This is a genomic window from Mesorhizobium sp. WSM4813, assembly GCF_055811555.1.
This window is the reverse complement of record NZ_JBVVQU010000003.1, coordinates 133,627-146,356: the sequence shown is the minus strand read 5'-3', so window position 1 is coordinate 146,356 and position 12,730 is coordinate 133,627. Positions and strand designations below refer to the sequence as shown.

The 12,730-nt window shown below is 63.8% G+C and carries 10 protein-coding genes; 4 read left to right on the top strand and 6 right to left on the bottom strand.

Features of this window, described 5'->3' with window-relative positions; all coding sequences use genetic code 11:
- Positions 1-12 precede the first annotated feature (12 nt).
- Genes AC0L25_RS02670 through AC0L25_RS02655 form a run of 4 tightly spaced genes read left to right on the top strand, consistent with a single transcriptional unit; the run spans position 13 to position 6,999 of the window.
- A complete protein-coding gene (locus AC0L25_RS02670; RefSeq protein ID WP_473594087.1) occupies positions 13-2,466 on the top strand; it encodes a GcvT family protein in 2,454 nt (817 codons plus the stop codon).
- Positions 2,463-3,362 (top strand): homocysteine S-methyltransferase family protein, encoded by a 900-nt coding sequence (locus AC0L25_RS02665; protein ID WP_473594086.1) that lies wholly within the window; start codon positions 2,463-2,465, stop codon positions 3,360-3,362. Before AC0L25_RS02670 ends, AC0L25_RS02665 begins: the two co-directional genes overlap by 4 nt.
- The gene (locus tag AC0L25_RS02660) at positions 3,362-4,543 is read left to right on the top strand and encodes a pyridoxal phosphate-dependent aminotransferase (protein WP_473594085.1); all 1,182 of its coding nucleotides are present in this window, start codon (positions 3,362-3,364) and stop codon (positions 4,541-4,543) included. Before AC0L25_RS02665 ends, AC0L25_RS02660 begins: the two co-directional genes overlap by 1 nt.
- The gene (locus tag AC0L25_RS02655; protein ID WP_473594084.1) at positions 4,540-6,999 is read left to right on the top strand and encodes a GcvT family protein; all 2,460 of its coding nucleotides are present in this window, start codon (positions 4,540-4,542) and stop codon (positions 6,997-6,999) included. The genes AC0L25_RS02660 and AC0L25_RS02655 overlap by 4 nt, the downstream gene beginning before the upstream one ends.
- A 1-nt stretch (position 7,000) precedes the next feature.
- Here AC0L25_RS02655 and AC0L25_RS02650 read toward each other — a convergent pair whose 3' ends face one another.
- The 6 genes from AC0L25_RS02650 to AC0L25_RS02625 all read right to left on the bottom strand — a co-directional run bounded on the left by AC0L25_RS02650 (position 7,001) and on the right by AC0L25_RS02625 (position 12,722).
- Positions 7,001-7,588, bottom strand: coding sequence for an NAD(P)H-dependent oxidoreductase (locus AC0L25_RS02650; protein ID WP_473594083.1), 588 nt, complete (start codon positions 7,586-7,588; stop codon positions 7,001-7,003).
- The gene (locus AC0L25_RS02645) at positions 7,588-8,169 is read right to left on the bottom strand and encodes an NAD(P)H-dependent oxidoreductase (protein WP_473594082.1); all 582 of its coding nucleotides are present in this window, start codon (positions 8,167-8,169) and stop codon (positions 7,588-7,590) included. The genes AC0L25_RS02650 and AC0L25_RS02645 overlap by 1 nt, the downstream gene beginning before the upstream one ends.
- A complete protein-coding gene (locus AC0L25_RS02640) occupies positions 8,169-9,569 on the bottom strand; it encodes an FAD-binding oxidoreductase (RefSeq protein ID WP_473594081.1) in 1,401 nt (466 codons plus the stop codon). The genes AC0L25_RS02645 and AC0L25_RS02640 overlap by 1 nt, the downstream gene beginning before the upstream one ends.
- The gene (locus AC0L25_RS02635) at positions 9,566-10,867 is read right to left on the bottom strand and encodes a cytosine deaminase (protein WP_473594080.1); all 1,302 of its coding nucleotides are present in this window, start codon (positions 10,865-10,867) and stop codon (positions 9,566-9,568) included. Before AC0L25_RS02635 ends, AC0L25_RS02640 begins: the two co-directional genes overlap by 4 nt.
- 186 nt (positions 10,868-11,053) lie before the next feature.
- Complete coding sequence (locus AC0L25_RS02630) at positions 11,054-11,905, bottom strand: ABC transporter permease (protein WP_473594079.1); 852 nt, start codon at positions 11,903-11,905, stop codon at positions 11,054-11,056.
- Positions 11,892-12,722, bottom strand: a complete 831-nt coding sequence (locus tag AC0L25_RS02625) for an ABC transporter ATP-binding protein (RefSeq protein ID WP_473594078.1) — start codon at positions 12,720-12,722, stop codon at positions 11,892-11,894. The genes AC0L25_RS02630 and AC0L25_RS02625 overlap by 14 nt, the downstream gene beginning before the upstream one ends.
- Between the last annotated feature and the right edge of the window lie 8 nt (positions 12,723-12,730).

Genomic DNA, 12,730 nt, shown 5'->3' with positions numbered 1-12,730 from the left:
TTGGAGAAGAACATGGCCGGTTTGCCGACCACGGCACGCGTGGTGATCATCGGAGGCGGTGTCGTCGGCGCCTCCTCGCTCTACCATCTCGCCAAGGCGGGCTGGACCGATTGCGTGCTCCTGGAAAAGAACGAGCTCACCTCCGGCTCGACCTGGCATGCAGCCGGCAACGTGCCGACCTTCTCCTCGTCATGGTCGCTGATGAACATGCAGCGCTATTCGACGGAGCTCTATCGCGGGCTGGCCGACGCGGTCGGCTATCCCATGAACTATCACGTCACCGGCTCGCTCAGGCTGGCCCATACGACCGAGCGTATGCAGGAGTTCCAGCGCGCCAAGGGCATGGGCCTCTACCAGGGCATGGACATCGATGTGGTCGGGCTCGACGAGATCAAGCGCCGCTACCCGTTCATCGAAACGCATGAGCTGAAGGGCGCGCTCTACGATCCGAGCGACGGCGACATCGACCCGGCGCAGCTGACCCAGGCGCTGGCCAAGGGTGCCCGCGACATGGGTGCGAAGATCATTCGCTTCTGTCCGGTCACCGGCTTGCGACGCCAGAAGGACGAGTGGGTGGTCGAGACCGCGCAGGGCGAGATCCGCTGCGAGATCGTCGTCAACGCCGCCGGCTACCGTGCGGCCGAAGTCGGCAGGATGTTCGGCCGCGACGTGCCTATGATGGTGATGAGCCATCAATATATCCTGTTCGAGGAAATCCCCGAACTGGCCGCATGGTCGAAGGAGCAAGGCAAGAAACTGCCGCTGCTGCGCGATGTCGACACCTCCTATTATCTGCGCCAGGAAAAGAACGGCATGAATCTCGGCCCCTATGAGCGCAATTGCCGTGCGCATTGGGTCGGCCACCACGACCCGATGCCAGACGATTTTTCGTTCCAGCTGTTCCCCGACGATCTCGACCGGCTGGAGGACTATCTGGCCGATGCCGTCGCCCGCGTGCCGATTCTCGGCACCGCCGGACTGTCCAAGGTCATCAATGGCCCGATCCCCTACGCGCCGGATGGCAATCCGCTGATCGGCCCGATGCCCGGCGTGCCGAACGCCTTCGAGGCTTGCGTCTTCACCTTCGGCATCGCCCAGGGCGGCGGCGCCGGCAAGGTGCTGGCCGAATGGGTGACGCAGGGCCAGACGGAGTGGGACATGTGGTCCTGCGATCCGCGCCGCTTCACCAGCTTTGCCTCGGCCCCGGATTACTGCGTCGCCAAGGGCATGGAAATCTATGGCAACGAATACGCCATCCAGTTCCCGCGTCATGCCTGGCCGGCTGGGCGCGACCGCAAACTGTCGCCGATCCATGATCGCATCAAGGCGCTCGGCGCCTGCTTCGACGCCTATAATGGCTGGGAGCGCGCCACCTGGTACGCGCAAGCCGGCGACGATGTTTCGGAAGCTGCGACGCTGACCTTCCGTCGCGACGGGCCATGGCAGCATCGCGTCCGCGAAGAATGCATCGCCGTGCGCGACGCCGCCGGCATTTTGGACCTGCCTGGTTTTTCCCGCTTCAATCTCGACGGTCCGGGTGCCGCCGAATGGCTGAGCCAACAGGTTACCGGGCTGGTGCCGAAACCCGGCCGCATCGGCCTGATCTACTTTGCCGACGACAAGGGCCGCATCGTCACCGAAATGTCGGTGGTGCGCCACGACGAGAATTTGATGACGCTGATCACCGCCGCCGTGGCGCAGTGGCACGATTTCGAATGGCTGAAATCGCGCATGCCGAAGGACGCTTCATTCAAGCTGATCGACCGGACCGAGGAATACGCCACGCAGATCCTAGCCGGACCCAACTCGCGAAAAATCCTCGCCGATGTCTGCGCCGCAGACCTTGCTCTGCCCTGGCTGACGCACCAGGAGACAACAATCGCCGGCCGTTGGGCAAGGCTGGTGCGTGTGTCCTTCGCCGGCGAACTCGGCTGGGAAATCCACACCAAGGTCGACGACACCGCCGCCATCTTCGACGCTGTCTGGGCGGCCGGCCAGAAGCACGGCCTGAAGCCGTTCGGCATGTACGCGCTGGATTCGCTGCGGCTCGAAAAAGGCTATCGCGCCTGGAAAGGCGACCTGTCGACCGACTATTCGATCCTGCAGGGCGGGCTGGAGCGCTTTGTGAAATGGGACAAGCCGGATTTCCGTGGCAAGGCGGCGTTGCAGAACGAGAAGCAGCAGGGCGTGAAGAAGCGCTTTGTCACGCTGGTCGTCGAAAATCCCGGCGACTGCGACGCCCCCTCCATGTCGACGCTGTGGCATGACGGCCGGATTGTCGGCGAGACGACGTCCGGCGGCTGGGGTCATCGCATCGACAAGTCGATCGCGCTCGGCATGCTGCGTGCCGACCTCACTGAGCCGGGAACCGCGGTCGAGGTCGAGATCTTCGGCGAGCGCTTCAGGGCGGTCGTGCAGAAGGACGAACCGCTGTGGGATCCGAAGAACGAGAGGTTGCGCGCATGAAGACTGTCATTCTCACCGATGGCGGCATGGGCCAGGAACTGGTGCGCCGCAGCAGCTCCGAACCCACCCCGCTATGGTCGGCCAGGGTGCTGATCGACGAACCGGACCTGGTGCGCGACCTGCATGCGGAGTTCATCCGGGCCGGCGCCCGTGTCATCACCATCAACACCTATTCCGCAACACCAGAGCGGCTGGCGCGCGAGGGCGCGGAAGAGCTGTTCAAGCCGTTGCAGAAGCGCGGCATCGAGCTTGCAAGGCAAGCTCGCGACCAGGCCGGCGACGCGGCAATTGCCGGCTGCCTGTCTCCCCTGTTCGGCAGCTACGCCCCGGCACTGACGATATCCTTCCAGGATACGCTCGACATCTACCGCCGCATCGTTGCCGAGCAGGCTGACGGCGTCGATCTGTTCCTGTGCGAGACCATGGCGTCGGCCGAGGAGGCGCGCGCGGCTGTCACCGCGGCGTCGGAAAGCGGCAAGCCGGTGTGGGTGTCGTGGACGCTCGCCGATCACGGCGCACCACGACTGCGCAGCGGCGAAACCCTAGCGGCGGCAGCGAGCGCTCTCGACAGCCTGCCGGTCGCAGCTAGACTGATCAATTGCTGCCGGCCCGAAGCGATCGCTGCAGCGTTGCCCGAACTGATCGGCTTAGGCGGCCCGGTTGGCGCCTATGCCAATGGCTTCACCTCGGTCGAGGCACTCAAGCACGGCGGTACGGTGGAGGTGCTGCACGCCCGCCACGACCTCGATCCGGATGCCTATGCCGGCCAGGCAGTCGGCTGGGTCGAGGCTGGCGCCGACATCGTCGGCGGCTGCTGCGAAGTCGGACCGCCCCATATCGCCGCCCTGCGCGACCGGCTCGAACACGCCGGCTACGAAATTTCGGGAGTAGCATAATGCCCAAGCCCTCATCACGCGTTTCCGGCATCGTGCCTTCCGGCAAGGACGGCTGGGAGGTCCATTTCGCCGCCTGGACACGCAAGGAGGCCGGCGAGGACATCATCATGCTGTCGGTCGGCGACCATGATTTCGACACGCCGGCGCAAACGATCGAAGCCTGCGTGACCGCGGTTCGCGCCAGCAACCACCACTACACCCCGCTTCCTGGCATTCCGCGTCTGCGCAAGGCAATGGCGGCGGCCTCGACCGCGTGCACTGGCGTTGCGACCAACCCCGACCAGGTCATCGCCACGCCGGGCGGGCAGGCTGCACTTTACGCGGCGGTGCAGGCCGTTCTCGACCAGGGCGACCATGCCATCGTGGTCGCGCCCTATTACGCGACCTACCCCAACACGTTCAGTGCAGCGGGTGCCGATTTCACCGTGGTCGAGACACCTGCCGAGGATGGGTTCCAGCCGCGCGCCGCCGACATTCGCGCAGTCCTTCGGCCGAACACGCGCGCCATCCTCATCAACACGCCGAACAATCCGACGGGTGCCGTCTATTCGCGCCAGCGGCTGGAGGAGCTGGCGCAGATCTGCCGTGAGCACGACCTCTGGCTGCTGTCGGACGAGGTCTATTGGACGCTGGGCGGCGGCGAGCACACCTCGCCGCGTTCGCTGCCCGGCATGGCGGAACGCACGCTGGTCATCAACTCCATGTCCAAGAGCCACGGCATGACCGGCTGGCGCATGGGCTGGCTGACCGGACCCGAAGAGATGATCTCGCTGCTGACCAGCCTCAATCTGGTGACGACTTACGGCCTGCCGGCCTTCATCAGCCTCGCTTGCGCCGAGGCGCTCGAAAACGGCTACGGCGTCAAGGAGATCGCCGAACGCTATGCTGCAAGGCGCACCGTCGTCCTCGATGCCATGCGCGGCATGAACAACGTCACCGTGCGCGGTTCGGAGGGCGGCATGTATGTCATGCTCGACATATCAGCCATCGAGCCGGACGACGAGAAATTCGCCTGGGCGTTTCTTGACAAGGAAAAGGTCGGCGTGATGCCCGGCTCGAGCTTCGGCGAGGCGGCCGCCGGCCATATTCGCTTCAGCCTCTGCCAGCCCGAGGCGATACTTTTGGAAGCAGCCCTCCGCCTGCGTCGCTTCGCTTCCACCTATCGCCGCGAGGCCGCATGAGCGCCCTGCCCCCGAAAACTATCCCTACGAAAGCAAGGGCCGTCATCATCGGCGGCGGCGTCTCCGGCTGCTCGGTCGCCTACCATCTGGCCAAACTCGGCTGGACCGACATCGTGCTGCTCGAACGCAAGCATCTGACATCGGGCACGACATGGCACGCCGCCGGCCTGATCGGCCAGTTGCGCGGCTCGCAGAACATGACCCGGCTGGCGAAATATTCGGCCGACCTCTACGTCAAGCTGGAAGCCGAGACCGATGTCGGCACCGGCATGCGCCAGGTCGGCTCGATCACCGTGGCGCTGACCGAGGAGCGCAAGCACGAGATCTATAGGCAGGCGTCTCTCGCCCGCGCCTTCGATGTCGACGTGCGCGAGATTTCGCCTGATGAAGTCAAGGAGATGTACCCGCATCTCAACATTTCCGATGTGGTTGGCGCCGTGCATCTGCCACTCGACGGCCAATGCGATCCGGCCAACATCGCCATGGCGCTGGCCAAGGGCGCGCGCCAGCGCGGTGCGACGATCGTCGAGAACGTGAAGGTCACCAAGGTCCATACCAGGGATGGCCGCGTCACCGGCGTGTCCTGGACGCAAGGCGACGAGCAAGGCGTGATCGAAGCCGATGTCGTCGTCAACTGCGCCGGCATGTGGGCGCGCGAACTTGGCTCGCAGAATGGTGTCACCATCCCGCTGCATGCCTGCGAGCATTTTTATCTCGTCACCGAGCCGATCCCCGGCCTGACACGCCTGCCGGTGCTGCGCGTGCCGGACGAATGCGCCTACTACAAGGAGGACGCAGGCAAGATGATGCTCGGCGCCTTCGAGCCGGTGGCCAAGCCCTGGGGCATGGACGGCATCCGTGAAGATTTCTGCTTCGACCAGTTGCCCGAGGATTTCGAGCATTTCGAGCCGATCCTCGAAATGGGCGTCAACCGCATGCCGATGCTGGCCAGCGCCGGCATCCACACCTTCTTCAACGGTCCCGAGAGTTTTACCCCTGACGACCGCTACTATCTTGGCGAGGCGCCGGAACTTTCCGGCTACTGGATGGCGACCGGCTACAATTCGATCGGCATCGTCTCCTCTGGCGGCGCCGGCATGGCCCTGGCGCAGTGGATCAACGACGGCGAAGCGCCCTTCGACCTCTGGGAAGTCGACATCCGCCGCGCCCAGCCGTTCCAGAAGAACCGGCGCTATCTCAAGGAGCGCGTCTCCGAAACGCTCGGCCTGCTCTACGCCGACCATTTCCCGTATCGCCAGATGGCGACCTCACGCAATGTCAGGCGCTCGCCACTGCACGAGCATCTGAAGGCGCGCGGCGCCGTGTTTGGTGAGGTCGCCGGCTGGGAGCGCGCCAACTGGTTCGCGCGTGACGGCCAGGAGCGCGAATACCGCTATTCCTGGAAGCGGCAGAACTGGTTCGACAACCAGCGCGAGGAACATCAGGCCGTCCGAAACGGCGTCGGCCTGTTCGACATGACCTCGTTCGGCAAGATCCGTGTCGAAGGCCGTGAGGCCTGTGCCTTCCTACAGAGGCTTTGCGCCAACGACATGGACGTGACGCCGGGCAAGATCGTCTACACCCAGATGCTCAACCAGCGCGGCGGCATCGAGAGCGACCTCACCGTCTCACGGCTGTCTGAAACGGCCTACTTCCTCGTCGTGCCAGGCGCGACGCTGCAGCGTGATCTCGCGTGGCTGCGCAAGCATCTTGCCGACGAGTTCGTCGTCATCACCGATGTGACCGCTGCCGAAGCCGTGCTCTGCCTGATGGGTCCGGATGCGAGGAAGCTGATTCAAAAGCTGAGTCCGAACGATTTTTCCAACGAAACCAATCCGTTCGGGACGTTTCAGGAGATTGAAATCGGCATGGGGTTGGCTCGCGCCCACCGTGTCACCTATGTCGGCGAGCTCGGCTGGGAGCTTTATGTCTCGACCGACCAGGCAGCACACGTCTTCGAGGCGATCGCGGAGGCCGGCGCCGATGTCCGCCTGAAGCTTTGCGGTCTGCACACGCTGGATTCCTGCCGCATCGAGAAGGCGTTCCGGCATTTCGGCCACGACATCACCGACGAGGACAATGTGCTGGAGGCTGGCCTTGGATTCGTAGTGAAGACTGGCAAGGGCGATTTCGTTGGCCGTGATGCCGTGCTGAGAAAAAAAGAAACCGGATTGGACCGGCGCCTGGTGCAGTTCCGCCTGAAAGACACGCAACCCCTGCTCTTCCACAATGAAGCGATCGTGCGCGACGGCAAGATTGTCGGCCCGATCACCTCGGGCAATTACGGCCATCATCTCGGCGGCGCTGTGGGGCTCGGCTACGTACCTTGCAAGGGCGAGAGCGAGGCGGATGTGCTGTCGTCGTCCTACGCGATCGAAATCGCCGGCGAGCGCTTCGCCGCGGAAGTGTCGCTGAAGCCGATGTATGATCCGAAGGCGGAACGGGTAAGGATGTAGCTCAAAACCGCTCCAGCTTCTTTCGCGCTTTCTCCAGAAATGCCGCCCTCGTTTTTGGCGTCGACGCGTCCATCAGGTAGTGCGCCAGAAAGAACGTCCTGCAGCGGGTGGCGCAGAGTGCCCGCATGCCGCGCAGGATTGTCTTTCGTCCCGGCTGGCCGACGACGACGCTCCACCAGGTCGGTGCGCCGCAGGTCGTGATTACCCCGATCTTCGTCACATGCCTCATCAGCGACTGGATCCGACCCTTGCCCACCGGCAGCCGGAAGGCGACGTCGGTCGCCCAGACCCGGTCGAGCCAGCCCTTCAGCATCGCCGGCAGGCCGTACCACCATGTCGGATAGATGAAGAGGATTGCCTGGGCCCATTTGAGGTGGTCGATGTGCGGTTTGAGCGCCGGATCTTGCGGGGCGTGCTCATTGTAGGAGCGTCGCTCGCCGCAGCCCATGACCGGATCGAAATTTTCCGCATAGAGGTCGAGCAACCGCACCTCCCAGCCCCTCGCCTTCAGCACCTCGATGGCACTATCCCGGATCGCGGCACAAAAGCTTCCCGGGACCGGATGGCAATAAACCACCAGGACCCGCATCAGAATGCATCCATACTGGCGGCGACTTTCGCCGTGAATCTCTTCCGCGTTTCATCGGTCGACAGGTTCATCGAATAATGCGCGAGATAGGACACGGAGGCACCTGGCTTGACCGCGGCGCGCAACACACGCTTGACCAGCTTGCGCGGCGGGTCCCCCATCAGCATGGCGTGGAGCCGACTGCCGCCATAGGTGGTGACCGCCGCCAGCTTGCGGATGTTGTGGAGCGACGGCTGCACCTTGCCATTGACCAGCTTGAACGAGACGCCGGGCAGGAAGACGCGGTCGAAAAAGCCTTTCAGAATCGCCGGATAGCCGTAGTTCCACACCGGAAACGACAGCACCAGCGCCTCTGCCCGCAGCAGGCGCTCGACATAGAGCGCTGCCGGCTCGTCTGCGCCGCGTTGGTCGTGATAACCGAGCCGCTCGGCCCGCGTCAGACGCGGATCAAAATTCTCGCCATAGAGGTCGCAGTCGTCGACCGCGTGCCCGGCGGCCGTCAGCCGCTCGACGATCACCTTGTGCAAACCGGCATTGAAGCTGGTCTCGACCGGATGGGCGTAGAGAACGAGGATTTTCATCACCCCGCCTTCTGCAACCCCTTGAACAGGAACGACTTGCCTGAACGATAGTCATAGTCCGGGTTTTCCCAGGCGATCATCTTGCCCGGATTGAGCAGCCCTTGCGGATCGGTCTCGCGCTTGAAGGCGAGCTGCACCTCGTCCGTCTGCTTCATGCCGCCCTCTTCCAGCGTGTAGCGGTGCGGATTGAAGACCCAGCAGCCATTGTCCTCGTGGATGCGGATGATCTCGTCGAGCCGCTCGGCCGTGGTGAAGCGGACCAGCGGCAGTCCGGCCACGCCGATCGCGCCGTCGAAGCGGATGAACTCGACATGAACCGGCACCTCGTCGCCGAAGCGATCGATCATCGCCTTGATGTAAGCCAGGTGATCCGGCGAGGGATAGCGGGTCTGCAGATAGGTAATCGTCGGGTCGACCCTGATGGCGCGCAGCGTCGTGTGGTTCCAGGTCAGCTCATAGGCCGGCGGCAGGCCCTTGAGATCGGCCTCCTTGTCGGCGCGGAAGACGATCTCGCCCCTGCTGCGCGCCGTGCGGGCGAGAAAGGCGTCCATTGCATGCGGCGCAATCATGCAGACGACGATGCTTTGCTCGCGCCTGAAAAACCGCTGGTGCCGCTTGAAATAATCGTAAGGAATGGGCGCGGCGATCGGCGTGATCAGCTTCGCCAAGATACCATCCTGAATGGCGAGATCGTTGCCGAAGCCGGCAGCATCCATGAAATCGTCGAAGCCGACGATGACGTCGATCCAGTCGTAAGATGCGGTCAGCGGCATCTCGACCTCGGTGATGATGCCGTTGGTGCCGTAGGCATGCATCACCTTCAGCACCTCCTCGCCGGTAAGATCCATGATGCGAGGCTCCGCTTCCATCGTCACGGTCCTGAGCCGGATGACATTGCCGAGGTCGCGCAGCCCACCCCAGCGGATCGAGCCGACGCCGCCCGATCCACCGGCGACGAAACCGCCGATCGACGCAGTGTTATAGGTCGATGGCGACATCCGCAGCTCCTGCCCGGAATGGGCGCGCGTCGCCCTGTCGATGTCGGCGAGGACGGCACCCGGTCCGGTCACGACGCGGCCGGGCGCGATCGTCTTGACTGCATTCATCTCGGCGAGATTGAGCACGACGCCGCCGGACAAAGGCATCGCCTGCCCGTAATTGCCGGTGCCGCTGCCGCGCGGCGTCACCGGCACGCCATGCCGGTGGCAGGCGGCAAGCACACGGATCACTTCGTCTTCCGTCTTCGGCGTCACGATCAGGTCGCCGGTGACATGGTCAAGCTGTTGCTTGAGCACCGGGCTGTACCAGTAGAAGTCGCGGCTCTTCTGCTGGACGATCGCCGGATGGTCGTCGATCTTCAGACCGTCGAGATCGCGTTTGAGCGCAGCCAGGTCCATCATCCCACCATCAGATCATCGAGTTCGGCATAATCGGGCAATTGGCGCTCGATGGCGCGGCCGTCGCGCACCACGATGCGATCCGATTCGGGCCGCGACAGCAATTCCGTCCAACTCCGCCCCTTGAAGACGACGAAATCGGCGGCTCCGCCGGCGGCAAGCGTGCCGAAGCCATCGAGCCGCATCACCTTGGCCGGCGTTGCGGTCACCGCTTGCGGCCAGTCGCCGACCGGGTGATCGAAATGCAGGATGCGCGTCGCCATGCGGTAGACCTCCAGCATGTCGAGATCGCCATAGGCGTAGAACGGATCGCGGGTGTTGTCGGAGGCAACGGCGACCGAGATGCCGCGCGCCTTCATCTCGTGCAGCAGCGTCACGCCGCGCCAGCGCGGCGAGGTCTTGTCGCCGCGCCGGTCCTGCAGATAGAGATTGCACATTGGCAGCGACACCACGGCGAGCCCCGCCTTCGCCACCTTGTCCAGTGTGTCGAGCACATCGAGATCGGGCTGGCGTGCCAGCGAGCAGCAGTGCCCGACGAGGATGTTTCCCTCAAAACCATTCCACAGGGCCGCCTCGGCAATCTTCTTCAGCGAGATCGCCGAGATATCGTCAGTCTCGTCGGCGTGGAAATCGAGGTCGAGGCCATGCTTGATCGCCTGCGCGAACACCTGGTCGAGAAGCTCTTCCAGGTCAGGCAGCATATAGGTGACGACGCCGAGCACGCCGTTGGCCGCGGCCACGCGCTTGGCCAGTCTCTCGAACCATTTCTTGTCGCGCACGCCTTCGATGCCAAGCAGGCAGGCCGCCTGCAGCTCGATGCGGCCACGCCATTTCTCCCGTACCGTCTCGAACACCGGCCAGGAGATCTCCTCCTGCGGCGCGACGCTGTCGAGATGGGTGCGCAGCGCCCTGGTGCCGTGCGCGTAGGCTGAGCGCAGCGAAAAATCCATGCGGCGAGCGACGTCCGCGGCGCTCCAGCGGGCGGCACGGTCGGCGCCGGTGGCGTTCAGCGCGCCCATGAAGGTGCCGTCGGGATTGGGTTTTCGAGGCCAGATATGGCCTTTGTCGATATGCGTGTGGCAGTCGACGAAGCACGGCATGACGATACGGCCGCCGAGCTCGACGGCGTCTGCTGGCGCCTTGGACTGGCGATGCGCGGTAATACTGGAGATTTTGCTATCGGCGACAGCGATGTCGGCGAGCGCGAAACCGTCGCTGTCATAGGCCAAGGATAAGCCGGGCGTCAGCGACTGATGAACACGGACGTTGACAAGATGATAAGAACCAGAGGCTGGTATCAAGCCGCACCCCCCTCTGTCCTGCCGGACATCTCCCCCTCAAGGGGGGAGATCGGCAGCTTCACCCGTGGCACACGTCTTGTCTCGTCAGTAATTGGCGAAATCCGAAATGACATCCAATCTCCCCCCTTGAGGGGGAGATGTCCGGCAGGACAGAGGGGGGTGATTTGCGCCAACCTTTCAATCACACTACCGCTCCTGCTTCAGCGCGCTCTCGTGCCAGCGCCGCAAAATGAGATGCGAGATCAGCGACAGCACCAGGAAGATCAGAATGCCGGTGAACGAGATCAGGATCAGCGCCGCGAACAATCGCGGTGCGTTGAGCCGGTAGCCGGCCTCGATGATGCGCGAGGCCAGCCCCGATGACTGTCCCTGGGCCCCGGCGACGAACTCCGCCACCACCGCGCCGATCAGCGACAGGCCGCCGGCGATCTTCAGCCCGCCGAGAAAATACGGCATCGCTGCCGGCAGCCGCAGGTAGCGCAATTGCTGCCAGCGGGTCGCGCCGTTAAGCCTGAACATGTCGCGCAGATTGCGGTCGACCGAATTGAGGCCGAGCGTGGTGTTGGACAGGATCGGGAAGAAGGCGACGATCCAGGCACAAAGCAAAAGCTTCGTCGTCTGGTTGTCGACATAGATGTTGATCAGCGGGAAGATCGCGACGATCGGCGTCACCTGCAGCACGATGGCAAACGGGAAGAACGACATCTCTACCCACTTCGATTGCGCGAACAGCACCGCCAGCCCGACACCGCCGACGACGGCCAGAAGCAGGCTGAGGAAGGTGATCTTGAGCGTCACCAGCAGCGAGGAGAACAGCAGCCCGGCATCGTCGAACAGCGTTTGCAACACCACACCGGGGCGCGGCAGGATATATTTCGGGATGTCGTTCCAGACGCAGATGCGGTCCCACAGCCAGATGGCCAGGATCATGATCGCCAGCGGCAGCAGCCACCGGCCGATTCGCTCGAGCCGTTCCTGGCGCACGCGACGCGCCTCCTCGGGGTCGAGCGTCAGCGCGTGTTCTTCAATGGCCGTCATGATGCGGTCCGGCAGTTGAGTTAATGGCGCCGATCAGCACATCGGACGCCTGGCGGCAGAGCGCGGCATAGTCGGGCGAAGTGCGGAAGGCTTCGTTGCGCGGATAGAGCGCATCGATGGCGAGTTCCCTGAACACCCGGCCCGGTCGCGCGGCCATGACGACGACGCGGTTGGAGAGGAAGACGCTTTCGAAGACGCTGTGGGTGACGAAGACGACGGTAAAACGCTCGTCCTGCCACAGTTCCAGAAGATCGTTGTTGAGCTTGAAGCGGGTGATCTCGTCCAGTGCCGCGAACGGCTCGTCCATCAGCAGAATACGCGGCTTGGTCACCATGGCGCGGGCGATCGAGACGCGCATCTTCATGCCGCCGGACAGCTCGCGCGGCACGGCATTCTCGAACCCGGTCAGGTGGACCCGCGCAAGCATCTCCATCACGACAGGCGCAGCCTTGGCCCGCGGCACGCCCTTCAGCCGCAGCGGCAGCCAGACATTGTCGAAGACATCGGCCCAGGGCAGCAGCGTCGGCTCTTGGAAGACGAAGCCGATATTCGAGCGGTCGACAGAGCTGCTGCCGCGCCAGTCGAGCACGCCGGAGGTCGGCGTGGCCAGACCCGCAATGAGGCGCAACGCCGTCGACTTGCCGCAGCCGGACGGGCCGAGAAGGCTGAGGAAGTCGCCTTCCCGGATCGTCAGGTCGACATCGCTGAGCGCTGTCACGCCGTTGGAAAAGACCTTACCGACGCCACGCAGCGCCAGCAGCATCGGACCTTTCCCCGATGCGCTTGCCGGCGCTTGCGCCACTTTTTCCTGCATCATGCCTGGGT

What these genes read in the sequence shown, in the direction of transcription:
- AC0L25_RS02655 (WP_473594084.1), top strand. Translation starts at nt 4,540, where the DNA reads ATGAGCGCCCTGCCCCCGAAAACTATCCCTACGAAAGCAAGGGCCGTC.
- AC0L25_RS02640 (WP_473594081.1), bottom strand. Translation starts at nt 9,569, where the DNA reads ATGATGGACCTGGCTGCGCTCAAACGCGATCTCGACGGTCTGAAGATC.
- AC0L25_RS02645 (WP_473594082.1), bottom strand. Translation starts at nt 8,169, where the DNA reads ATGAAAATCCTCGTTCTCTACGCCCATCCGGTCGAGACCAGCTTCAAT.
- AC0L25_RS02670 (WP_473594087.1), top strand. Translation starts at nt 13, where the DNA reads ATGGCCGGTTTGCCGACCACGGCACGCGTGGTGATCATCGGAGGCGGT.
- AC0L25_RS02650 (WP_473594083.1), bottom strand. Translation starts at nt 7,588, where the DNA reads ATGCGGGTCCTGGTGGTTTATTGCCATCCGGTCCCGGGAAGCTTTTGT.
- AC0L25_RS02665 (WP_473594086.1), top strand. Translation starts at nt 2,463, where the DNA reads ATGAAGACTGTCATTCTCACCGATGGCGGCATGGGCCAGGAACTGGTG.
- AC0L25_RS02625 (WP_473594078.1), bottom strand. Translation starts at nt 12,722, where the DNA reads ATGATGCAGGAAAAAGTGGCGCAAGCGCCGGCAAGCGCATCGGGGAAA.
- AC0L25_RS02630 (WP_473594079.1), bottom strand. Translation starts at nt 11,905, where the DNA reads ATGACGGCCATTGAAGAACACGCGCTGACGCTCGACCCCGAGGAGGCG.
- AC0L25_RS02660 (WP_473594085.1), top strand. Translation starts at nt 3,362, where the DNA reads ATGCCCAAGCCCTCATCACGCGTTTCCGGCATCGTGCCTTCCGGCAAG.